Annotated in this window: 24 protein-coding genes; 20 read left to right on the top strand and 4 right to left on the bottom strand. The window is 67.6% G+C overall.

Going from position 1 to position 22,853, the window contains the following annotated elements; genetic code table 11:
- The first annotated feature begins 27 nt into the window (after positions 1–27).
- The 4 genes from styD to EVC45_RS22125 are packed head-to-tail and all read left to right on the top strand — an operon-like array spanning position 28 to position 5,079.
- On the top strand, positions 28–1,506 hold the full coding sequence (gene styD / locus EVC45_RS22110; RefSeq protein ID WP_129960368.1) for a phenylacetaldehyde dehydrogenase StyD: 1,479 nt from the start codon (positions 28–30) through the stop codon (positions 1,504–1,506).
- A gap of 27 nt (positions 1,507–1,533) precedes the next feature.
- Positions 1,534–2,769 carry an MFS transporter gene (locus EVC45_RS22115; protein WP_129960369.1) on the top strand — a complete coding sequence of 412 codons (1,236 nt, stop codon included), beginning with the start codon at positions 1,534–1,536 and terminating at the stop codon, positions 2,767–2,769.
- On the top strand, positions 2,762–4,045 hold the full coding sequence (locus tag EVC45_RS22120) for an aminotransferase class III-fold pyridoxal phosphate-dependent enzyme (protein ID WP_129960370.1): 1,284 nt from the start codon (positions 2,762–2,764) through the stop codon (positions 4,043–4,045). Before EVC45_RS22115 ends, EVC45_RS22120 begins: the two co-directional genes overlap by 8 nt.
- Positions 4,046–4,056: 11 nt before the next feature.
- A complete protein-coding gene (locus EVC45_RS22125) occupies positions 4,057–5,079 on the top strand; it encodes a phosphotransferase enzyme family protein (protein ID WP_129960371.1) in 1,023 nt (340 codons plus the stop codon).
- A gap of 94 nt (positions 5,080–5,173) precedes the next feature.
- Here the strand turns inward: EVC45_RS22125 and EVC45_RS22130 are convergent, their stop codons facing one another.
- Both EVC45_RS22130 and EVC45_RS22135 read right to left on the bottom strand, forming a co-directional pair.
- Complete coding sequence (locus tag EVC45_RS22130; protein WP_129960372.1) at positions 5,174–6,112, bottom strand: helix-turn-helix domain-containing protein; 939 nt, start codon at positions 6,110–6,112, stop codon at positions 5,174–5,176.
- A gap of 328 nt (positions 6,113–6,440) precedes the next feature.
- On the bottom strand, positions 6,441–6,632 hold the full coding sequence (locus EVC45_RS22135; RefSeq protein WP_129960373.1) for a hypothetical protein: 192 nt from the start codon (positions 6,630–6,632) through the stop codon (positions 6,441–6,443).
- Between EVC45_RS22135 and EVC45_RS22140 the strand changes: the two genes are divergently transcribed.
- The 12 genes from EVC45_RS22140 (at position 6,631) to EVC45_RS22195 (ending at position 16,020) form a co-directional block, all read left to right on the top strand.
- A complete protein-coding gene (locus EVC45_RS22140; protein WP_129960374.1) occupies positions 6,631–7,671 on the top strand; it encodes a zinc-dependent alcohol dehydrogenase family protein in 1,041 nt (346 codons plus the stop codon). The two genes, EVC45_RS22135 and EVC45_RS22140, sit on opposite strands and share 2 nt — an antisense overlap.
- A gap of 104 nt (positions 7,672–7,775) precedes the next feature.
- Positions 7,776–9,248 (top strand): F0F1 ATP synthase subunit beta, encoded by a 1,473-nt coding sequence (gene atpD, locus EVC45_RS22145; RefSeq protein WP_211193460.1) that lies wholly within the window; start codon positions 7,776–7,778, stop codon positions 9,246–9,248.
- Between the two features lie 13 nt (positions 9,249–9,261).
- Positions 9,262–9,693, top strand: coding sequence for a F0F1 ATP synthase subunit epsilon (locus tag EVC45_RS22150; protein WP_129960375.1), 432 nt, complete (start codon positions 9,262–9,264; stop codon positions 9,691–9,693).
- Entirely contained in the window at positions 9,690–10,082 is a 393-nt protein-coding gene (locus EVC45_RS22155) for an AtpZ/AtpI family protein (protein WP_129960376.1), read from the top strand. Before EVC45_RS22150 ends, EVC45_RS22155 begins: the two co-directional genes overlap by 4 nt.
- Positions 10,075–10,368, top strand: coding sequence for an ATP synthase subunit I (locus EVC45_RS22160; protein ID WP_129960377.1), 294 nt, complete (start codon positions 10,075–10,077; stop codon positions 10,366–10,368). Before EVC45_RS22155 ends, EVC45_RS22160 begins: the two co-directional genes overlap by 8 nt.
- The gene (locus EVC45_RS22165) at positions 10,365–11,063 is read left to right on the top strand and encodes a F0F1 ATP synthase subunit A (RefSeq protein WP_129960378.1); all 699 of its coding nucleotides are present in this window, start codon (positions 10,365–10,367) and stop codon (positions 11,061–11,063) included. The genes EVC45_RS22160 and EVC45_RS22165 overlap by 4 nt, the downstream gene beginning before the upstream one ends.
- On the top strand, positions 11,060–11,305 hold the full coding sequence (locus EVC45_RS22170; protein ID WP_129960379.1) for a F0F1 ATP synthase subunit C: 246 nt from the start codon (positions 11,060–11,062) through the stop codon (positions 11,303–11,305). The genes EVC45_RS22165 and EVC45_RS22170 overlap by 4 nt, the downstream gene beginning before the upstream one ends.
- 8 nt (positions 11,306–11,313) lie before the next feature.
- Positions 11,314–12,072, top strand: a complete 759-nt coding sequence (locus EVC45_RS22175; RefSeq protein ID WP_129960380.1) for a F0F1 ATP synthase subunit B — start codon at positions 11,314–11,316, stop codon at positions 12,070–12,072.
- Positions 12,056–13,606 (top strand): F0F1 ATP synthase subunit alpha, encoded by a 1,551-nt coding sequence (locus tag EVC45_RS22180; RefSeq protein WP_129960381.1) that lies wholly within the window; start codon positions 12,056–12,058, stop codon positions 13,604–13,606. The genes EVC45_RS22175 and EVC45_RS22180 overlap by 17 nt, the downstream gene beginning before the upstream one ends.
- 240 nt (positions 13,607–13,846) lie before the next feature.
- On the top strand, positions 13,847–14,689 hold the full coding sequence (locus EVC45_RS22185) for a potassium channel family protein (protein ID WP_129960458.1): 843 nt from the start codon (positions 13,847–13,849) through the stop codon (positions 14,687–14,689).
- A gap of 173 nt (positions 14,690–14,862) precedes the next feature.
- Positions 14,863–15,138 carry a DUF1488 domain-containing protein gene (locus EVC45_RS22190; protein ID WP_129960382.1) on the top strand — a complete coding sequence of 92 codons (276 nt, stop codon included), beginning with the start codon at positions 14,863–14,865 and terminating at the stop codon, positions 15,136–15,138.
- Positions 15,139–15,327: 189 nt separating this feature from the next.
- Entirely contained in the window at positions 15,328–16,020 is a 693-nt protein-coding gene (locus tag EVC45_RS22195; RefSeq protein WP_129960383.1) for a BON domain-containing protein, read from the top strand.
- A gap of 46 nt (positions 16,021–16,066) precedes the next feature.
- Here the strand turns inward: EVC45_RS22195 and EVC45_RS22200 are convergent, their stop codons facing one another.
- Positions 16,067–17,431, bottom strand: a complete 1,365-nt coding sequence (locus EVC45_RS22200; protein ID WP_129960384.1) for an MBL fold metallo-hydrolase RNA specificity domain-containing protein — start codon at positions 17,429–17,431, stop codon at positions 16,067–16,069.
- 225 nt (positions 17,432–17,656) lie between these two features.
- On the opposite strand from EVC45_RS22200, the gene EVC45_RS22205 reads away from it, so the two are divergent.
- A complete protein-coding gene (locus EVC45_RS22205) occupies positions 17,657–18,313 on the top strand; it encodes a BON domain-containing protein (RefSeq protein WP_129960385.1) in 657 nt (218 codons plus the stop codon).
- A 20-nt stretch (positions 18,314–18,333) separates the two neighbouring features.
- Here EVC45_RS22205 and EVC45_RS22210 read toward each other — a convergent pair whose 3' ends face one another.
- Positions 18,334–18,930, bottom strand: coding sequence for a cytochrome b (locus EVC45_RS22210; protein ID WP_129960386.1), 597 nt, complete (start codon positions 18,928–18,930; stop codon positions 18,334–18,336).
- Positions 18,931–19,248: 318 nt separating this feature from the next.
- Between EVC45_RS22210 and EVC45_RS22215 the strand changes: the two genes are divergently transcribed.
- The 3 genes from EVC45_RS22215 (at position 19,249) to EVC45_RS22225 (ending at position 22,791) form a co-directional block, all read left to right on the top strand.
- Positions 19,249–20,181, top strand: a complete 933-nt coding sequence (locus EVC45_RS22215) for a LysR family transcriptional regulator (RefSeq protein WP_129960387.1) — start codon at positions 19,249–19,251, stop codon at positions 20,179–20,181.
- Positions 20,182–20,302: 121 nt separating this feature from the next.
- The gene (locus EVC45_RS22220) at positions 20,303–21,511 is read left to right on the top strand and encodes a YbfB/YjiJ family MFS transporter (protein ID WP_129960388.1); all 1,209 of its coding nucleotides are present in this window, start codon (positions 20,303–20,305) and stop codon (positions 21,509–21,511) included.
- A complete protein-coding gene (locus tag EVC45_RS22225; RefSeq protein ID WP_129960389.1) occupies positions 21,508–22,791 on the top strand; it encodes an MFS transporter in 1,284 nt (427 codons plus the stop codon). Before EVC45_RS22220 ends, EVC45_RS22225 begins: the two co-directional genes overlap by 4 nt.
- Positions 22,792–22,853 lie beyond the last annotated feature (62 nt).

The following is a 22,853-nucleotide window of genomic DNA, read 5'->3' on the forward strand; positions in this document are numbered from 1 at the left end:
GATCAACAAGATCAATCAGGAGCAGACATGAAAATCGAAGCATTGCTTGCGAACCTTCGCACCCAAATGATCGTCGGCGGCCGTGCCGTCGACGCGCGCAGCGGCAAAACCTTCGCGGTCTACGACCCGGCGAGCGGCCGTGAAATCGCCCAGCTGCCCGACGGCGACGCCGAGGACGTCGCGGCCGCCGTGGCCGTCGCGAAGAGCGCGTTCGAATCGAACGAATGGCGCCGCATGCCGCCGGCCGCGCGCGAACATCTGCTGCTCAAGCTCGCCGATCTGGTCGAGCAGCACGGCGACGAACTCGCCGCGCTCGAAACCCTGAACCAGGGCAAGCTGCTGGGTTTCTCGCGCATGCTCGAAGTGGGCGGCAGCGCGCAATGGCTGCGCTATATGGCCGGCTGGGCGACCAAGATCGAAGGCAGCACGGTCGATCTGTCTCTCAGCTTTCCGCCGGGCGTGCAGTATCGCGCGTCGACGCAGCGCGTGCCGGCCGGCGTAGTCGCCGCGATCGTGCCGTGGAATTTCCCGCTGCTGATGGCGGTGTGGAAGATCGCGCCGGCGCTTGCCTGCGGCTGCACGGTGGTGCTCAAGCCCGCCGAGGAAACGCCGCTGACCGCGATCCGCCTGGCCGAGCTCGCGCTCGAAGCCGGCTTTCCGGCGGGCGTGCTGAACGTCGTCACCGGCCGTGGCGAAACCGCGGGCGCGGCGCTGGTGCGTCACCCCGACGTCGACAAGGTGACGTTCACGGGCTCGACCGAAGTGGGGCGTCTGATCGGCGCGCAATGCGGCCGCGACATCCGCCGCGTGTCGCTCGAACTGGGCGGCAAGAGCCCGGTGATCGTGCTCGACGACTGCGACCCGCGCAAGGCGATCGAAGGCGCGGCCAACGCGATCTTCTTCAATCACGGCCAGGTGTGCACGGCGGGCTCGCGCCTCTATGTGCCGCGCTCGATGTACGCGCAGATCGTCGAAGGCGTCGCGCAGGTCGCCAATAGCCTCGTGCTCGGTTCCGGTTTCGACGAGACGACCCAGATGGGCCCGCTCGTGTCGGCGCGTCATCGCGACAAGGTCGTCGGCATGATCGCCGAAGGCCGCGCGCAGGGCGGCGAGATCGTCGCGGGCGGCTCGGCGCGGGACGGCGCCGGCTATTTCGTGCGCCCGACCGTGGTCGCCAACGAAGCGCGCCGGCCGCTGTCGCTCGTCAACGAGGAAGTGTTCGGCCCGGTGCTGGTCGCGATGCCCTACGACGATCTGGAAGAAGCGATCAGCGCCGCGAATTCGAGCGAGTACGGCCTCGGCGCGAGCGTGTGGACCAATCAGCTCGACAAGGCTTTGCGCGTCGTCGATCGCATGGAAGCGGGCACCGTGTGGGTCAATTCGCACAACATGGTCGATCCGGCGTTGCCGTTCGGCGGCTTCAAGTCGTCGGGCGTCGGACGCGAGCATGGGCGCGCGATCATCGACGCGTACACCGAGACGAAATCGGTCTGCTTCGCCTACTGAGGCCTACACTCGAGGGGTCAACGCACCATGAATACGTCATCAGTCGATCTGCGGGACAGCGACATGCGCGAACAGACGGATTCGAATTCCCGGGCACGCCTGTGGGTTGCGATTCTCGCGGGCGTGGTCGGGCCGGAAGTGTTCATCGTCCAGCCCGCGGTCGTCGAGGGCTTCGTCAAGTACCTCGGTTTCGACGCGGTGGCGGCGGGCTACGCGGCGTCGGTGGAGGTGTGGGGCATCGCGCTGAGCTCGATCCTGCTGCCGCTCGTCGCGAAGCGCGTGAACTGGCGCACGGTGATCGTGCTGTCGATCCTGCTGATGGCGGCCGGTAACGCGGCCTCCGCGTTCACGCCCGATCATGGCGTCTTTCTGGTGTGGCGATTCCTCGTCGGCGTCGGCGCGGGCGGCCTGATCTCGCTGAGCTTCGCGGCGGTCGGGCTGAGCGCGAATCCGGACCGCAACTTCGGCTACATGATCATGTGGGTGATGATCTATGGCGCGCTGGGCTTGTGGCTGGTGCCGAGCGCGTTCGCGCTCGGCGGCATGCAGCTGCTGCTGTTCTTCTTCGCCGCGTTTCCGTTGCTGGTGCTGCCGTTTGTGCGGTTTCTGCCGCGTGGCGGCGAGAGCGCGCCGCATTCCGACGCGAACGCGATCGAGCTGCCCACGCACGCGAAAGCATCCGCGCTGCTCGCGATGCTGCTGTACTTCGTCGCGCAGGGCATCGTGTGGGCGTACCTGTTCCTGATCGGCACCGACGACGGCCTCGGCGAGCAGCAGGTCGCCAACGCGCTGACGCTGTCGCAGTTCATGGGCGTGCTGGGCGCGTGGGCATTCGGTGCATTCGGCGCGCGCATCGGCCGCTCGCGCGCGCTCACGGCGAGCGTGCTCGGCGGGTCGTTGTGCCTGCTTCTGCTGACCGCGCATACGAGCTTCGCGATCTTCGCGCTGGTCGTCTGCGTCTACAACTTCTTCTGGAACGTGGCCCAGCCGGCCTTGCTGTCGGCAATGGCCGTGTTCGACCGGCGCGGGCGCATGGTGCTCGCGGCGACCGCGATGCAGATGATCGGTCTCGCGACCGGTCCCGCGCTCGCCGCCTCGGTCATCGCGTCCGGCAGCTACTCGAAAGTCATTGGCTCCGGCGTCGCGCTGTTCGTCGCGAGCTGGTTCCTCATCTACCTCCCGGTGCGCCGTCACGCGCTGATGCTGCGCGAGACCAGCTCGAACGCCGACGCCGCCCCGGTCACGGAGACCCCTCATGCCTGATCAGAATCTGTTGCAACGCCGCTACCGCGTGCTCGGCAAACGCGCGCCGCTGTTCTACGACGAGCCGCTGCATCTGGTGCGCGGCGAGGGCGTCTGGCTCTACGACGCCAACGGCCGACGCTATCTCGATGCGTACAACAACGTGCCGCATGTCGGGCACTGCCATCCGCGCGTGACCGACGCGATCGTGCGGCAAGCGTCGCAGTTGAACACGAGCACGCGCTATCTGCACGAGAACATCGTCGCGTATGGCGAGCGGCTCGTATCGACCTTCGACGCGTCGCTGCCGATGGTGATGTTCTGCTGCACCGGCAGCGAAGCGAACGAGCTCGCTTTGCGCATCGCGCGCGAATGCACAGGCAATATGGGCATCATCTGCACCGCGCATTCGTATCACGGCAACACGGCGGCAGTGGTGCAGGTCAGCTCGTTTCTGTCGACCAAAGAGCAGCGCGGGCGCTACGTGCGCACGATTCCGGTCATCGATCCGTATCGCGAGCGCGGCGACATGAGCGAAGACGAACTCGCGGAACGCTACGCGAACGAGGTGCAGGCGGCCATCGACGCCTTCGCGGCCGACGGCGTGCGCGTCGCCGGTCTGCTGATGTGCTCGGGACTGTCGTGCGAGGGTCTGCCGGACGTGCCGGCGGGTTATCTGGCGCGCGCGGTGGAGAAGGTGCGGCGCGCGGGCGGCGTCTACATTTCCGACGAAGTGCAGGGCGGCTTCGCGCGTTTCGGCTCGCATTTCTGGGGACATCAGAAGCTCGGCGTGACGCCCGACATCGTCACGATGGGCAAGCCGATGGGCAACGGCCATCCGCTGGCCGGCGTGGTGGCGCGCCGCGAGCTGATGGAGGACTTCGCCGAGCGCAATCCGATGTACTTCAACACGTTCGCGGGTAACCCGGTGTCGTGCGCGGCCGGCATGGCGGTGCTCGACGTGATCGCCGACGAGGGGCTGCAGCGCAATGCGCAGAGCGTCGGCCACTATGTGCTCGACAAGCTGCGCGGGCTCGCGGCGAAACATGCGGCGATCGGCGACGTGCGCGGCAGCGGCCTGTTCTTCGCGGTCGAGATGGTCGAAGACCGGGCAACGAAGACGCCGGCCGGCGGCGTGGCGCGCCGCGTCGTCAATGCGATGCGCGAGCGCGGCGTGCTGATCAGCCGGATCGGCGTGCACGACAACATCCTGAAGATTCGCCCGCCGATGCCGTTTGCGACGGCCCACGCCGACCAGCTGATCGACACGCTCGACGCCGTGCTCCGCTCCCTCTGACAGGACCCGCCATGACAGGTACAGAAGACGCGCGCGCGTCAGAGGACGCGTTCGCGCTGCAACGTCTCGCCACCCGGGCGCTCGGGCTCTGGGATCTCGACGAGCCGAGCATCGCGCCGATCAAGATCCGCGAGAACGCGGTGTTTCGCGTCGATACCCGGGACGGCCGGCGCGCCGTGCTGCGGATCCACCGGCTCGGCTATCACGACGACGCGGCGCTCCACTCCGAGTTCGAATGGATGCGCGCGCTCGCCGGCGCGGGCATCGAGGTGCCGCGGGTGGTGAGCTCGCGCGAGGGACGGCCGTTCGAGCGCGTGCACAGCGACGAGCTGCCCGCGGGCCGCCAGATCGACGTGCTCGAATGGGTCGACGGGCGCCAGCTGGGCGCGCTCGAATCGGGTCTCGACGGCGGCGAGGGCGATGTTGCGCAGCGCTATCGCACGCTCGGCGGCATCGCGGCGCGCATGCACAACCACACGAGCGCGTGGCGCGCGCCCGACGGCTTCAGCCGGCATAGCTGGTGCGAACAGGGGCTGGCGGGCGACGGGCCGTTGTGGGGACGCTACTGGGAACTGGAGCAACTGGGCGCGTCGCAGCGGCGTCTGTTCGAACGCGCGCGCGAGGCGATCTGGACCGACCTGAGCGCCCATGGCAAGGACCTCGGCCAGTTCGGCCTGATCCACGCCGATCTGGTGCCGGAGAACGTGCTGGTGGACGGCGAGCGCGTGCGCGTGATCGATTTCGACGATGCGGGCTTTGGCTGGCATCTGTTCGACGTGGCGACCTCGCTCTACTTCATCCGCGGCGAGCCGTTCTTCGATACGGCCATGCAGGCATTCGTGGCCGGCTATCGCTCGCATCGGCCGTTGCCCGACGAGCAATTGCGGCAGTTGCCGCTGTTCATGGCCGCGCGCAGCACGACGTATCTGGGCTGGGTGCACAGAAGAAAGCATACGGATACCGCGAAGACGCTGACGCCGGTGCTGATCGACTATGCGATCTCGGCTGTCGAAGAGTATCTGAGGAGCAGGTAAAAGCGGGGCGCGGACAGCAAAAAGCCGGGGACGTGCCCCGGCTTTTCGATCCGCATCACCTTTCGCCTTTCGATCCGTCTCGCCTGGCGCTGGTCTAGCGAGTGCGATTGTCCGACGGCATCGCCTCGAACAGCTCGCGATAGTCCTGCGTGAAGTGTCCCGAGTGAAAAAAGCCCCACCGTTGCGCGGCATCGCGCACGGTCAGCTCGACCGGCGACGATTTGCGCAGCAGCTGGCGCACGTGATTCAGCCGGATCGCGCGCATGTACTCGACCGGCGATTTGCCGGTCACCAGACGAAAGCTCGTCTGTACCGTGCGCCGGCTGATCCGCAGCGATTCGCACAGCTCCTGCACGGTCACGGGCTCCAGCGGGCGCGCGAGGATCATCTCGTGCGCGCGTGCGACCACGTCGCTCTGCGACATCCACGTGATGTCGGTTTTTTCGTCGCGCACGCCGCCGTCGACCAGCGCGTCGAGCATGTCGAGAATCTGCGCCGACACACGGCGCTGCGCCAGGTCCGACGGCGCGCACGCGTTCAGCGCGAATGCCTCCTCCGTGACGTAACGCCACGTCGCGATGAACTGCTCGCGCGCGCCGGGTGTGAGCGGAATCACGGAAGTCTTGCTGGACAGGCGGCTTTCGAGCCGCGCGGCCAGCTCCGGGTGTCCGGCCAGGAAGGGCAGCTTCACGCCGAGAGCGAGGAGTGCGGTTTCACCCGGAAAATGCAGGAAGAACTCGCGGCTGGCGCGCGCGCAGATCATCGAGTCGGCGGTGACGGAGCGGTCCGCGAAGGTGACGGGCGAATTCGCGTCGAGCACGATGCCGAACACGAGCATGTCGCTCGGCGTGCTGCCCTGCTGCACGACGCGGCGATTCACGGATTCGTAGAACACGTGAATGCCGTCCACGCCGACTTGCTGGAGTTGACCGTGAAACTGTCCGCTATCGAGCTGGAAATACTGCTGTTCCCAGCCAGGAAGCATCGCGGCGTGTTCGCCTGCATCGGTAAAGGTGTGATTCTCGAGCTGCATGCTGGTTGCGGATAAATCGCGGGCCGATCGGTGAACGACGCACCGGTGGTTTATTAACCGACCGGTGCGTCGGTTAATTCAGTGCGAAGGATGCAGGGACGAAAGCCTCTTCGCAAGCCCGGGATGGCCCTGGCTTGCCGGGTTCAGATGTCTCCTTGCGACGTTCGAGCTGTTTCGTGGGGGCGCCGCCGTCGATTTCAGGTTCGAGGGTTAGCGCATTTGAGCCGAGCATACGGCGGCTCGGTCGATCGGACAAATCGATAGAAAATGCTGCTCTGAATAAATGGCAGTGATATTAGGGAATCGGGGACGCCGACGCGCGACCAGCTCATGAAACAACTCTGATCCTACGATGCTTGACCCAGATCAAGCTGTCCATCATGCCCAGGCGCATGATGTAAGCGTGTGCCGCATTACTTCCCGCCGCCGCCAGCCGACGCAACACTCGATCTGGTTCAGGCGCGAACAGGTCTGCCGGCTCGCATCGTGTTTCATCCCGGTCACAGGAGAAGTCCGTCATGAAAGCACTCGTTTATCACGGTCCCGGCAAAAAGTCGCTCGACGAACGGCCGATACCCGAACTCACGGCGCCCACCGATGCCATCGTGAAAGTCACGCGCACGACCATCTGCGGCACCGATCTGCACATTCTCAAGGGTGACGTGCCGACCTGCGAGCCGGGCCGCATTCTCGGCCACGAAGGCGTGGGTGTCGTGCATCAGGTCGGCGACGCGGTGAGCGGGCTCGCCGTCGGCGATCACGTGCTGATCTCGTGCATCACCTCGTGCGGCCGCTGCGACTACTGCCGGCGTGGCATGTATTCGCATTGCACGACGGGCGGCTGGATTCTCGGTAACCGGATCGACGGCACGCAGGCCGAATACGTGCGCATTCCGCATGCGCAGAGCAGTCTGTATCGCATTCCGGCCGGCCTCGACGAAGAGGCGCTCGTGATGCTGTCCGACATTCTGCCGACCGGCTTCGAATGCGGCGTGCTCAACGGCAAGGTTCAGCCGGGCTGCACGGTTGCAATCGTCGGCGCCGGGCCGATCGGGCTCGCGGCGCTGTTGACCGCGCAATTCTATTCGCCGGCGCAGATCATCATGATCGATCCTGACGCCAACCGGCTCGAGGTCGCGCAAAGCTTCGGCGCGACCGCGTGCATCGACAACGCGCACACCGATGCGGTCGCGCAGGTGCTCCAGCTGACGGAATCCGCAGGCGCCGATTGCGTGATCGAAGCGGTCGGCATTCCGGCGACGTTCGAACTCTGCCAGGAGCTGGTCGCGCCGGGCGGCACCATCGCCAACGTCGGTGTGCATGGCGTCAAGTGCGATCTGCATCTGGAAAAGCTGTGGGACCGCAACATCGCGATCACGACGCGTCTCGTCGATACCGTCAGTACGCCGATGCTGCTGAAGACGGTCAAGGCCGGGCGGATCGATCCGACGCGTCTGATCACGCATCGCTTCCGGCTCGACGATATTCTTTCGGCTTACGAAACGTTCTCCAGCGCCGCGAGCACGCGCGCGCTGAAGGTGTTGATCGAAGCGTCGTAGCCGGGGCGCGGCGAGCCGACACGTGGCGGCAGGAGCGGATTCGATGCTGCGCGTGTCGCTATCGTGAAGGGGTTTGAAACCGATCGTTGGAGCGTCACGTGCCGATTGCAGGAAGCGCAGCCCGTCAGAACATCGCACCGCCCACGGCCACGGTCGCCGCAAGCGGGCGCGTGAGCGCCGTGCGCGGCGCGGTCGTCGACGTCGAGTTCGACACGCACGAGTTGCCGCCGGTCGACACCGCGCTGTGGATCGCGCGCCCGGATGGTTCGTCGATCCTCGCGGAAGCGCAGGCGCATACCAGCGAGCGCACGCTGCGGGCGCTGGCGTTGCAGGCGACCGCGGGTCTCGCGCGCGGCGCCGCCGTGCGGGTCGGCGCGGGACCGATCGAGGTGCCGGTCGGCGACGTGGTGCTCGGCAGACTGCTCGACGTCGCCGGTGTGATGCGCGATGGCGGCGCGCCCGTGCCCGAGGCCGCCGAGCGCCGGCCGATCCATCGCGCCGCGCCGCCGCTCGCCGCGCAGCGCGGTGCCACGCGGCTGTTCGAGACCGGCATCAAGATCGTCGACCTGCTGACACCGCTCGCGCATGGCGGCAAGGCCGCGATGTTCGGCGGCGCGGGCGTCGGCAAGACGGTGCTCGTGATGGAGCTGATTCACGCGATGGCCGCGCGCTACGGCGGCATGTCGGTGTTCGCCGGCGTCGGCGAGCGGTCCCGCGAGGGTCACGAAATGCTGTCGGACATGCGCGGCTCGGGCGTGCTGCCGCGCGCCGTGCTCGTCTATGGACAGATGAACGAGCCGCCCGGTGCGCGCTGGCGCGTGCCGCTCACCGCGCTGACGATCGCCGAGTACTTCCGCGACGAACGCGGCCAGAACGTGCTGCTGCTGATGGACAACGTGTTTCGCTTCGTGCAGGCGGGCGCGGAAGTGTCGGGGCTGCTCGGGCGCATGCCGTCGCGGGTCGGCTATCAGCCGACGCTCGCGAGCGAGGTGGCGGCGTTGCAGGAGCGCATCGTGTCGGTCGGCAACGCGGCGGTCACCGCGATCGAGGCCGTCTACGTCCCCGCCGACGATTTCACCGACCCCGCCGTGACGACGATTGCCTCGCACGTCGACAGCATGATCGTGCTGTCGCGCACGCTCGCCGCCGAGGGCATGTATCCGGCGATCGATCCGCTCGCGTCGTCGTCGATCCTGCTCGATCCGCTCGTGGTCGGCGCGCAGCACGCGGCGGTCGCCAACGAGGTGCGGCGCGTGCTCGAACACCAGCGCGAGCTGCAGGACGTGATCGCGTTGCTCGGCATCGAGGAGCTCGGCATCGACGACCGCCGCGCCGTGCAGCGCGCGCGGCGTCTGCAGCGCTTTCTGACGCAGCCGTTCGCGGTCACCGAAGCATTCTCGGGACAGCCGGGCAGAACGGTCGCGCTCGCCGATACGATCGCCGGCTGCAAAGCGATTCTCGCCGGCGAGTGCGACGATTGGCAGGAGCGCTCGCTATACATGGTCGGCACGCTGGACGAGGCGCGCGACAACGAAGCCCGCGGCAAGCCGGCGGGCGTGAGCGCCGTCGCGGCGTGACGAGGAGCGTGCGATGCCCCGGCAAGGCCTCTCCCTGACGATCGCGACACCGGCGCGCGTGATGGTCGACGGCCTGCCGGTCGTGTCGGTGCGCGCCGAGGATGACAGCGGCGCTTTTGGCGTGCGCGTCGGGCATGCGGACATGGTGACGCTGCTGAGCGCATCGGTGATGCGCTGGCGCACCGCGGACGGCGGCGAGCATTACTGCGCGGTCGATGGCGGCGTGCTGATCGTGTCGCGCGGCACGGCCGTTTCGCTTGCATGCCGCGAAGCGGTGCTCGGCGACTCGCTCGAAGCGCTCGAAGCGGACGTGCGCCGCACGCGTGCCGCGCAGCTCGACGCGATGCGGCGCGCGCGAGTGGAGCAGACGCGTCTGCACGCGCGGGCCGTGCGCCAGATGCTGCGCTATCTGCGTCCGCAAGCCACGCATGGAGAACCGGGATGACGGCGCGGCCTCCTGCCAGCCAGGCAAACGGGAAAGAGGATGGCAAACCCGGCGGACCCGGCAAACCCGGCGAACGTGGCGAGGCGGCCGGAAAACCCGCCGAATCCGGCGATCGCGTCGCGCAAGCCGCACAGCGCGCGGCGAGCCGCGAGCGGGCAGCACGCGCGAACCCGGAGCCGTCGCTGGGCGCGCGGCTCGGGCAGATCGGCATTCTCGGCTGGACCATCGTGCTGCCGATCCTGCTCGGCCTCGCGCTCGGACGCTGGCTCGACCGCGTCGCGGGCACGCGGGTGTTTTTTGCGGCACCGCTTCTGATGATCGGCGCGGGCATCGGCTTATGGTCCGCGTGGCGCTGGATGCATCGACAGCAAAGGAGGGATCGTGACTGACCCAGGCACGTTTCATTTGACCGACACGCTGGCGCTGGCCGCCACCGGACTGGCCATCGGCCTGCTGGCCGGGGCGGTGCACTTCGCGACGCTGCGCTGGAACGTCGGCTATTTCGCGAGCGGACGGGTGCTGCGGGCGTTCGCGCTGCAACTGGCGCGGCTCGGGGTAACGGCCGCCTTGTTCGTGCTGCTCGCGAAAGCGGGCGCGTTCACGTTGCTCGGCGGCATCGGCGGTTTCCTGTGGGCGCGCGGCGTCGCGCTCGGCATGCGGCGGGCGGCGTCGTGATCCATTCGCCGCTCGTCACCGAGCCGCTCGCGCGCGTCGGGCCGCTCGTCATCACCGCGCCGGTGGTCGTCACGTGGGCGATCATGGCGCTGATGACGATCGTGTCGGTGTGGCTCACGCGCAAGCTGTCCATCAAGCCGTCGCGCACGCAGAGCGCGCTCGAACTGCTGGTGAGCACGCTCGATGCGCAGGTCCGCGACACCATGCAGACCGAGCCCGCGCCGTACCGCGCGTTGATCGGCACGTTGTTCCTGTTCGTGCTGATCGCGAACTGGTCGTCGCTGATTCCGGGCGTCGAGCCGCCCACCGCGCACCTGGAAACCGATGCCGCGCTCGCGCTCGTCGTGCTCGCCGCGACGCTGGTATGCGGCGTGCGCTCGCGCGGCTGGCGCGGCTATCTCGCGACCTTCGCCGAACCGGCGTGGGTGATGATCCCGCTGAATCTCGTCGAACAGATCACGCGCACGTTTTCGCTGGTGGTGCGCCTGTTCGGCAACGTGATGAGCGGCGTCTTCGTGGTGGGCATCGTGTTGTCGCTGGCCGGGCTGCTCGTGCCGATTCCGTTGATGGCGCTCGATCTGCTGACCGGCGCGGTGCAGGCTTACATTTTCGCGGTGCTGGCGATGGTATTCATCGGCGCCGCCGTCGGCGAGTCGCGCGCTGCCGTTCACGACAATCAGAAAGGACAGGCATGAACCTCATCGAAATCGTCAGCATCGCCGCCGCGGCGCTCGCCGTGTCGTTCGGCGCGATCGGGCCCGCGCTCGCCGAGGGCCGCGCGGTGGCCGCCGCGATGGACGCGATCGCGCGCCAGCCCGACGCGGCCGGCACGCTGTCGCGCACGCTGTTCGTCGGGCTCGCGATGATCGAGACGATGGCGATCTATTGCCTCGTGGTCGCGCTGCTGTTGCTGTTCGCCAACCCGTTCGTCAAGTAGGGCGCACGATGAAAATCGACTGGTCGACGCTCGCGCTGCAGACGCTCAACGCGCTGATTCTGATCTGGCTGCTCGCGCGCTTTCTGTTCCGTCCGATCGCGAAGATCATCGCGGAGCGCCAGGCGAGCGCGAATGCGCTGACCGGCGACGCGAACGCGGCGAAACTCGCGGCGCAAGCCGAACGTGATGCGTTGCGGGCCGAACGCGAACAGCTTGCCGCGCAGCGCGCGCAGGCGTTCGCGACGATCGAGGCCGACGCACGCACGCAGCACACGGCACTCCTCGACGCCGCGCGCGACGAGGCCGAGCGGTTGCGTACGCAGGCGGCCGCGGACCGGCAGCGCGAGCGCGCGGCACAGGACGAAGCGGCGTCGGCGGCGGCCGCCCAGCTTGCGGTCGACATCGCGGGCAAGCTGCTCGATCAATTGCTCGACCGTTCGCCGCAGGACGTGCGGGTCGCCGGCTTCATCGACGGACTCGCGGACGGCGTGCGCCGCTTGTCGCCCGGCGCGCGCGCCGCGCTGGCCGCGGACGCGCCGCTGCGTGTCACCGCGCCGCGCGCGTTGACGCCCGACGAGCGCACCGCGTGCGAAACGGCGCTCGCGGCAGCCTTCGCAGAGCGGATCGGGTTCGACACCGACATCGACCGCACATTGCTCGCGGGGCTCGAACTGTCGGGCGCGCACGCCGTCGTGCGCAATAGCTGGCGCGACCAGCTCGAACAGATTCGCGTCGGACTGCTTTGCGACGATGGCCACGCCCGCTGACACCGACGACGCGTTGCCGACCGCCGACGCGTGGCTCGCGCGCAAACGCGCCGCGCTCGCGCGCGTGGCGCTCGAACCGAGAGCAGCGAGCATCGGCCGCGTCGAACAGATCGCCGATGGCATCGCGTTCGTGTCGGGTCTGCCCGACGCCGCACTCGACGAGGTCGTCGAACTCGAATGCGGCGTGCGCGGCTTCATCCATTCGCTCGATGCGGCGAGCGCGAGCGTCGTGCTGCTCGATAGCGGCGACACGGTGCGGGCCGGCATGCGCGTCGCGGGAACCGGCAGCGTGCTCGACGTGCCGGTCGGCGACGCGCTGCTCGGCCGCGTCGTCGATCCGCTCGGCCGGCCGCTCGATGGCGGCGAGGCGCTCGCGGCCGTCACGCGTTTGCCGGTCGAGCGCGCGGCGCCCGCGATCATCGAGAGGGACTTCGTCAGCGAACCGTTGCAGACCGGCGTGCTCGTCGTCGATGCGCTGTTCGCGATCGGGCGAGGACAGCGCGAGTTGATCATCGGCGATCGCGCGACCGGCAAAACCTCGCTCGCGGTCGAGGCGATCGTCAATCAGAAGCACAGCGACGTGATCTGCGTGTATGTCGCCGTCGGGCAGCGCGCGACCGCGGTGCAGCGCGTGATCGACGCCGTGCGCGAGCAGGGCGCGTTCGAGCGCTCGATCTTCGTCGTCGCCTCGGCGGCCGCGCCGCCCGGCCTGCAATGGATCGCGCCGTTCGCGGGGGTTTCGATCGCCGAGTTCTTTCGCGATCGCGGCCAGCACGCGTTGATCGTGATCGACGATCTGACCAGGCACGCGGCGACGCATCGCGAGCTCGCGTTGCTCACGCGCGAGCCGCCCGGACGCGAGGCGTATCCCGGCGACGTTTTCTATCTGCACGCGAGGCTGCTGGAACGCGCGGCGAAACTGTCGCCCGCGCTCGGCGGCGGTTCGCTGACCGCGCTGCCGATCGCGGAGACCGACGCCGGCAATCTGTCGGCCTACATTCCGACCAACCTGATCTCGATCACCGACGGACAGATCGTGCTCGACGCCGCGCTGTTCGCCGCGAACCAGCGGCCCGCCGTGGATGTGGGCTTGAGCGTGAGCCGCGTCGGCGGCAAGGCGCAGCATACGGCGCTGCGCGACGTCGCGGGCCGCTTGCGGCTCGACTACGCGCAATTTCTCGAACTCGAAATGTTCAGCCGCTTCGGCGGTCTCGCGGACGCACGCGTCAACGCGCAGATCGAGCGGGGCAAGCGGATTCGCGCGCTGCTCACGCAGCCGCGGTTCAACGCGTTGCGCGTCGCCGATCAGATCGCGCTGCTCGCGGCGCTCGCCGCTGGCGTGTTCGACGGCGTTGCGCCCGACGTGGCCGCGTGGGTTCGCGACACGCTCAGCGCGGCGGACGACGCGCACACCGGCGCGGCTCCTGCGGCGTGGCTGCGCAACGCGCTCGACGACACGTTGCGCGACAGCCTGACCGGGCGTATTCGCGCGCTCGTCGAACGGGCGATGTACGAACGGGCGGGGTGCAGGTAACGGTCAGCAGGCCACCATGGCCACCCGCATGCCGCAGTGCCGCCGAACCGGATCCGCTCTGAGCTGATCTCAGCGGCCAATCGCGCACACCTTTCAGATGCACTGATCTGCATCAAGGCCGTCGCGCAGGCGTCGGGTAGTCTGCAACAGATGATCGCGCGGCCCGGATGCGTTGGCGGCACCGGCAAGGTACCGCGCGAAACCCGACAGGCCGGAAGCCATTCGCGCGATGAGGACCAGATGATCGACCACGGCCTCGGCGGCTACGGATTGGGCGGTGCCAGCGCGCACGACGGCCCACGCGCGGTGCGGGCATGGCGCCACCTGCGCTGGGGGCTGTGCGCACTGAGCTTTTGCGCGATTCCGGCGTTCTACGTCGAACTGACGGTGCCCACCCCGTTTGCGCTGACCCTGTCGCGGACCTTGTATCTGGGCATGTTCGCCGGCTTCACGCTGTCGTTCACCTGGCTGGCCCATCTGAGCAGACGGCCGAGGACGCTGCTCGCGAACAACTGGCTCGACCTGCTGATCGCGTTGGGCGCGGCGCTCAGCACCGGCTTCGGCACGCCGCCCTGGCAGCCGGTCGAATGGCTGTTGCGGCTGTCTTTCATGGGTATCGTGGCGTTGCGCATCGTGCTGTCGCTGCGTGAGTTCGTGACGCCGAACCGCCTGATGTGGCTGCTGCTTGCCGGCGCGCTCGTGCTCGCGATGGCCGGCGCCGGATTCTATTTTCTCGAACCGCGCGTGCATTCGTACTCGGAGGGGCTGTGGCTCGCGTTCGAGAGCAGCGCGACCGTCGGCTACGGCGACATCGCGCCGACGACGCCCGCCTCGCGTGTTTTCGCGGCATTCGTCGTGCTGCTGGGCTACGGCATGTTGTCGCTGGTGTTCGCGAGCATCGCCGCGGCCTTTATCGGCAAGGAAGAGCGGGCGTTGCGGCGCGAGATGCATCGGGACATCAAGCATCTGAACGATGAAATCGTGCGCCTGCACGCCGAACTGCGGGCATTGCGCCAGACGATCGACGCCGCCACGCGCCGCAGCGACGCGGATAAGGGTTCGGTGGCGCGCACCGGCGAATGACCGTTCGCCCCGACGATGCCGCGCTAAACCACGGCACCGCCGGGCGCGCGGGACGCCGCCTTGACGTACGTCAAATTGGCCGGGTCTTGCGTGATTAAGCTGGAGACGTCGCGGCGGGTGCGCTATCTCGCATCCGCAGATGCGGCATTTCATGCCCGTGGAGGGGCGTCACCATGCATATTTCCTTTCCATCCTGCATGCCCGAATACTGTGCTCGCGATCTGGTGCTGGCATTTACGGCGCTCGTCGACGATCTGCCCGTGCAGTGCGCGATCACGGCCGAGGCGCTCGAAGATCATTTTGGCGCGCGCTCGCTACGGGAAGAGGATCTGGTCGATGCGTTCCTCGCGCATCGTTTCCAGATCGAACAGGCCGCCTGCCGTCTGCTCGACGAGGTCGGCGCCAAGCCCGTCCTGCTGCACAGCGGGTTCTTCCGGTTCTGCGCGTGACGGACTGCACGGACGCGCTTGACGTGGATCAACGACGCGGCGACGCGCCCGGCTAGGCTGAAGGCATGGTGAGGCGGCGCGTTTTCACGGGCGTGCATTCGCGTCGCGGGGTCGCGGCGACGCGATGAATCCGCTCGTGAGCACGCGTGCCCCGAGCCGTCGCACGCACCCATCGCGAGGAGAGACCTGATGAAAACCGACAGGCAACTGAAGCTGGAAGTCGAGGAAGAACTCGAGTGGGACCCCGCGGTCACCGCGACGGACATCGGCGTGGAGGTGACCAATGGCGTCGTCACGCTGTCGGGCCATCCGCCGAGCCTGGCCGAAAAACTCGCCGCCGAAAAAGCCGCGCAGCGCGTGGCTGGCGTGAAGGCGGTCGCGGTGGACCTGCAGGTCCGCTTGCCGAAGCCCGACGAACATAGCGACGAGGATGTGGCGAGCGCGGTCCACGCGATTCTGTACTGGAGCGTCGCCGTCCCCAACGACGCGATCAAGATCCAGGTGGAAAAGGGCTGGGTCACGCTGACGGGCGTGGTCGACTGGGCCTACCAGCGCCATGTCGTCGCGCGCGCGGTCGGGCAGATGCGCGGCATCCGCGGCTTGACCAATGCGATCGAGGTGCGCCGCAAGGTGGCGTCGGAAGAGATCAGCAGGAACATCGAGGACGCGATGCGGCGGCACGCCGAGCGCGAAGTCAGACACATCGCCGTCCACGTGAAGGACGGCACGGTCACGCTGACGGGCAAGGTAGGCTCCTACGCGGAACGCAAGGTTGCGCGCGGGGTCGCGTGGAGCGCGCCGGGCGTGAGCGCGGTGGTCGACGATCTCGTCGTCGAGACGGGCGCCCCGAGCGGACCCAATGGTGCGTCAGGCGAACGATGACCGCCACGCTCGCGCCGCAGTCCGCCTGAGCCCGCGGCTGCCGGACTCACAACTGCCCGAGCTCGACGCTTTGCCCATAGATGGGCACCTCGCACGACCAGCCGAGCATCTCCACGATGCGCCGCCGCATCGCATCGGCCGCGGCGGGCTCGCCATGCGTGACGAAGGTGTGGGTGGGCGCGTCGGTGAGGCTCGATAGCCACTTCAGCAACTCGCGGTAATCGGCATGCGCGGACAGCGACGTGATCGATTCGACGTTCGCGCGCACCCGCACGTATTCGCCGAACAGTTTGATCGACGGCTCGTGGGCCGCCAGCGCCGCGCCGCGCGTGCCGGCCGCCTGGTAGCCGACCAGCGCGATCGTATTGCGCGGATCGTCCGCGTACAGCCGCAGATGATGCAGCACGCGCCCGCCGGTCGCCATGCCGCTGCCGGCGATGATCACCATCGGTCCGTTGTGCGACGCGATCGCCTTCGACTGATCGACGCTTCTGACCATGATCGCGGCTTTGTCGATCGCGTTCGCGTCGGAGATCGTCAGGCGATGCTCGGCGAGATGCTTGCGATACACCTCCGTCACGCTGGTCGCCATCGGACTGTCCAGATAGACGGGCACGTGCGCCATGTGCCCGGTCTCTTTCAGTTTCGCGATGTAGTACAGGATTTCCTGCGTGCGGCCGACCGCGAAGCACGGCATCACCACCACGCCGCCTTTGGCGAAGGTTCGGCTGAAGAGCCGCTCGAGTTCGTCCCGCGGATTCGAGTCCGGATGCAGGCGATCGCCGTAGGTCGACTCGACGACCAGGTAATCGGCGTGCGCGAGCGGCGCGGGCGCACGCATGATCGGGTCTTCGGGCCGGCCCACGTCGCCGGAAAACGCCAGCACCTTGTGATTGCGGCTCATGACGACGCTCGCCGCGCCGAGGATGTGCCCCGACGGCAGGAAGCGGAAGCACAGCCCATGCGGCAGCTCGACGGGAGTATCGAAGCGGCGTGGCGCCATCAGTTGCAACGCGCGCTGCGCGTCGTCCTGCGTGTAGAGCGGCAGCGCCGGCCGATGCTTCGAGAAACCATGGCGGTTCGCGAACTCCGCTTCTTCTTCCTGCAGCTTCGCGCTGTCGCGCAGCATGATCTCGCACAGCGCGGCGGTACCCGGCGTGCAATAGACGGGACCGTGAAAGCCGTTTCGCGCGAGCAACGGCAGATAGCCGCTGTGGTCGAGATGCGCGTGCGTCAGGATCACCGCGTCGATCGAATCGGCCGGCACCGGCAGAGGCGCCCAGTTGCGCAGCCGCAGGTTCTTGGGGCCCTGAAACAGCCCGCAATCGACGAGGATGCGCAAGCCGGGTTCTTCGAGCAGATACTTCGAACCGGTGACGGTCTCGCTTGCACCGAGAAAAGTCAGATTCATGATTCCTCCGTTGGCTCGCGAATGGTTTCTCGTACGGGACCATTTCAACGCATACGGGCGCCGGGCGTTTGACTTCGATCAAGCGTGCGCGCGCGAGCTCGCACTAGTCTGGTGTAAAGCGCTCGCGCGAGTTCATCGCGCACGGTGTGCGCCGGCGCGGGCAAGCTGGTGAGTTGCGTCGAGGCCGTTGCCGCGTCGGCGCGTTTTCCTGGAGGGGAATGGGTCATGAAGTCGGACAGCCAATTGCGTCAGGAAGTCGAGGACGAGCTCGCGAACAATCCCGCGATCGACGCGAACCGGATCGGCGTCGGGCTCGCCGACGGCATCGTCACGCTGAGCGGTCAGGTGCCGAACTACGCGCAGAAAGTCGCCGCCGAGAAATGCACGCTAGCCATCGCCGGCGTGGTGGCGGTGGTCATGCACATCGAGGTGGCGCTTCACGACGCGGACCGGCGGACCGACGAGGACATCGCGTTGAGCGCGCGGGCCGTGCTCGACTGGATCGCCGGTCTCGAGGAAAGCACGGTCAAGGTCAAGGTGGAACAGGGCTGGGTCACGTTGAGCGGCGAAGTACGCGACGGCTATCGCAGCCATATCGCCGAGAAAAACATCCGCCACATGCGCGGCGTGCTGGGCATGACGAACAATATCCGGATCACGGGCCGCGCGTCGTCGACCGATATCGAATACAACATCCGCAAGGCGATCCAGCGTCATACCGAACGCGAACTGAAGCATCTGGGCGTCGAGGTCGACGACGGCGCGGTGACACTGACGGGCCGCGTCAGTTCGTCGGCCGAGAAGGCAGTGGTATGGGGCGCGGCGCGCTCGACGCCGGGCGTCAGAACGATCGTCGATCGTCTGTCGATTGGCTCTGAGTAACGGGGCGCGCCGCCAGCGGCTTACGCGTCGCCCGGTTTTCCGGGCAGCATGCGCTTGAGCACGTCATCGCGCAGCACGTAGTGATGAAACAGCGCGGCGGCGGCATGTGCGGCCGCGATGACGATGATCGCCCAGCCCACCAGATCGTGCGCCTCGCCGATTGCCTGATGCGTCGCTTTACTGGTCGGCGCGAAAGGAGAGGGGATCGGCACGCCGAAAAAGCTCATCGATTCGTTGCCGGACCACCGCAGCACGAAACCGAGTACCGCTTCGCCGACCAGCAGCGCGTACAGAACGTAGTGGACGGCCTTCGCGGCCAACTCGATCCACCCCGCGCCGGCCGCGGGACTTTGATGTCCGGGTAGCAGCCGCCACCCGATGCGCACGATCAACACCGCCGACAGCAAGATTCCAAACGACATGTGGCCGACGATCATCAGGTGCCGCGTGGGCTTGGGCGCGAACCCCCAGGTGTGGGCCAGTCCGAATTGCGCCAATACCAGAAGCACCGTGATCCAATGCAACAGCATCGAGAAAGCGTCGTATTGGGTGCGGTCCTCGCCGGCCGCGATTCGGGTTGCCGTTGCGGTCGCGGGTGAAGGTGTGAGCTTGGTCATCGGGTCGAGCGAACAGAATGGAAAGGTTGAGGTGCCTCGCACGATGGAGGCTGTATTGGCTGGTCCAGCACACGCAGTGCCAGCACCACAGGGCGGGCAAGCTCGCGGCGGGCGGCACACGCGGCACATGCGGCGGCTAGCGCCAACGGAGCCTACCAGGATCTGCTGAACGATTTCTTAAGGGTATGACGAGCCCCGAACCAGCGCCACCCGGCCAGCTGCTCTGGCGTTCGTCGTAATCCGCTAAGATCGTGCCGGAACTCACCGACCAGCAAAACCGCGGCACCACGCAAGCCCCATCTCGAGACCAGACACGCCATGGACCGTATCGACGCAATGAAGGTATTCGTCGCCACGCTCGACGAGGGAAGTCTGGCGGGCGCAGGCCGCCGGCTCGGCCGCTCGCCCGCGGCGGTGAGCCGGGCCATCGCGTTTCTGGAGACGCACGCGGGCACGGCGCTGCTACACCGCACCACGCGCACGATCCGGCTGAGCGAGGCGGGCGAGCGCTATGCGCTGGCGTGCCGGCGCATCCTCGCGGATCTGGAGGAGGCGGACCTGCTCGCCGCCGACGAGCGCTCGGCGCCACGCGGCCTGCTTGCCGTGACGGCGGCGGTGGCGGTGGGCGAGGAGGTGCTGCGCCCGATCGTCGACACGTTTCTCGATCGCCATCCGCAGGCGTCGATCCGCCTGCACCTGCTCGACCGGCCCGTGAGCCTGATCGACGAGGGCATCGACGTCGCCTTGCGCATTGCCCATCTGCAGGACTCGACACTCGTCGCCATTCCGGTGGGCGAGGTCAGGCGGGTGGTGGTCGCTTCGCCCGACTATCTCGCCACCCATCCGGCCATCGTGTCGCCCGCCGATCTCGCCAGCCATCCGATCATTTCGATGACGCATTTCGGGCTCGACTCGTGGAGCTTTCCGGCCGCGCGTCAAGCGGCGCTGCCGCAGGTCGTGCGCTTCACGCCGCGCTTCATCGTCAATACGATCCGCGCGGCCTTGGCTTCGGCCGTGGCCGGGCATGGCGTCACGCGGCTTTTCTCCTATCACGTGGCCGAGCAGGTCAAGGCCGGTGCGCTGAAAATCGTGCTGCACGACAGCGAGCATGCGCCGCTGCCCGTCAATCTGGTGACGCCGTATGGGCGCCTGGCGGTGCCGAAGGTGCGCAGTTTCGTCGATTTCGCCGCGCCGCTGCTGCGCGAGTATTTCGAGCAGGCCCAGCAGATCACCGACACCGATCGACCCTGATTCAATCGCCGCGCGGAAGAATGACTTCCGCTGCGCGGCGATTCTCGCGCGAAGCGAATCGAAATACACTAGGCCCCATAGTTCATCAGGTGCTTAACAGCACGGGTCCATGGGTGTCGTCATGCAGCAAGCCGTCTCGAATCCGGCCGCTCCGGCCGCCTACAACGTCTGGCGAGGCACGCTCGCCGGGGCCAGCGCGAGTCTGATCGGCATCGGTCTCGCGCGTTTTGCGTATACGCCGCTGTTGCCGGCCATCATCGGCGCGCACTGGTTTCCTGCATCGACCGCGGCCTATCTCGGCGCGGCGAACCTCGGCGGCTATCTGGCCGGCGCGCTGCTGGCGGGCGCGATGGCCCGCGTGGCGAAACCCGCCACCGTGCTGCGCGCGATGATGCTGCTCGCGACCATCGCCTTCGTGGCCTGCGCGGTGCCCGTGTCGTTCCTGTGGTTCTTTGTCTGGCGGCTGGCCTCGGGGATCTCGGGCGGCGCACTGATGGTGCTCGCCGCGCCGACCATCCTCGCGCACGTGCCGGCGGCGCGCCGGGGCTTCGCGAGCGGCGGCATCTTCACGGGCATCGGGCTCGGCATCGCCGCTTCGGGCACGATCGTGCCGATTCTGTTGCGACAGGGGCTCACCACTACGTGGCTTGGGCTCGCGGCCGTTTCGCTGCTGCTGACCGCGGTGGCCTGGAACGGCTGGCCCGAGCACACCGCGCCCGCACACGCCGCCGCGCATTCGCGCTTCGAAAGGGCGCCTGCCTATCCTCGCACCGGTCTGCGCGCGCTCTACGCCGAGTATGGCCTCAACGCCGTGGGACTCGTGCCGCACATGCTGTTCCTCGTCGACTTCGTGGCGCGCGGACTCGGCCGCGGTGTCGACGCGGGCGCCGAATTCTGGGTGCTGTATGGCCTGGGCGCGATCGTCGGGCCGCTCGCGGCGGGGCATCTCGCCGATCGCGCGGGTTTCGGCCGCGCGCTGCGTGTCGCGTATCTGGTGCAGGCCGTGGCGGTCGCGATTCCGGCCGCGGGCTTATTCGGGTCGGCGGGGTTGATGGTGTCCGCCTTTATCCTGGGCGCGTTCACGCCGGGCATCGTGCCGCTCGTGCTCGGCCGCGTGAACGAATTGCTCGCGCACCATCCGTCGGCCGTCAAGGGCGCATGGAGCCGCGCGACGACGAGCTTCGCCGTGATGCAGGCGCTGGCGGCTTACGGTCTTTCGTTCGTGTTCTCTTCGAGCGGCGGCAATTATCTGGTGCTTTACGCGATCGGCGCGGTGGCTCTTCTGTTCGCACTCGCCATCAATCTGTTTGCCGCCCGGAGCGCAAAATGAATTCCACGGTTTCTTCTTCACCGGCGGCGCTCGTGACGCCGCCTGCGCAGCACGACGCGCGGCCGCGCGGTTACGCGGAGCGCAATGCGCAGTACTGGCGACGCAATCTGGTCGTCTGCGTATTCGGCTCGTTTACGACGCTCGTCAGCCTGAGCATGCTGCTGCCGTTCCTGCCGCTCTACGTCCGACAGCTCGGCGTCAGTTCGCAGTCCGCGGTGATCCAGTGGTCGGGCATCGCGTTCGGCGCGACCTTCCTCGGCACCGCGGTCACCGCGCCACTGTGGGGGCGTCTGGCCGACCGCTACGGCCGCAAGCCGATGCTGGTTCGAGCGGCGATCGGCATGGCCGTGGTGATGTCGTTGATCGGCGTGGCGCACAATGTGTACGAACTGGTCGCGCTGCGTCTGGTCGCCGGTCTGATCGGCGGCTATGCATCGGCATCCACGGTGATGGTGGGCACGCAGGCGCCGCGCGAGCGCGCCGGTTGGGCGCTCGGCATCCTGTCGACGGGCGCGCTCGCCGGCAATCTGGTCGGGCCGCTCGTCGGCGGCGTGCTGCCGGACTGGATCGGGATTCGCGGCACGTTTTTCGCAGGCGGCGCGATGATCGCCGCGGCGGCGCTGCTGACCATCTTCCTGGTGAAGGAAGAGTTTCACCCGGCCAGCGACGTGAAAGCCCACGCGCGTGGCACCGCGGACGCGCCCGTGCGCCGCGCCAATTACGCGGTGGTGGCCGCGCTGCTCGTGACGGCGATGATGGTGCTGCTCGCCAACATGTCGATCGAGCCGATCATCACCGTGTATATCGGTGGTCTCGGCGTGAGCGCGCCGCATCTTGCTCGCGTTGCGGGCGTGGTCATGGCATGCTCGGCGCTCGGGAGCATGCTGACGGCGGCGCGCCTCGGCGCGCTGGCCGACCGGTTCGGCAGCTGGCGTGTGATCGTTGCCTGCCTCGTTCTCACGGGGCTGGCGATGGTGCCGCAAGCGTTCGTCACGCACTGGTGGCAGCTGGCGGGTTTGCGCGTGTTGATGGGCATGACGCTCGCGGGCCTGTTGCCGTCAATCGGCAAGCTGGCGCGGCAATCGGTGGACGAAAGCAACACGGGGCGCCTGCTCGGCTATCTGCAGTCGGCGCAATTCAGCGGCCAGGTGGTGGGGCCGGTGATCGGCGGCGTGATCGGCGTTCATCTCGGGCTGCACGCGGTATTCTTCGTGACCGGTGCGCTGCTGATCGCCTGTGGCGGCCTCGCGCGCTGGGCGCACCGCCGCGCCGAGGCCTGACCGGCCGGCAAGCCGGCAAGCCGGCAGCCCCAGTGAACCTTTAACGCATCCGTGGGAAGGGA

Origin of the sequence: Paraburkholderia sp. UYCP14C, assembly GCF_004197395.1 — a bacterium.
Taxonomy (GTDB): domain Bacteria; phylum Pseudomonadota; class Gammaproteobacteria; order Burkholderiales; family Burkholderiaceae; genus Paraburkholderia.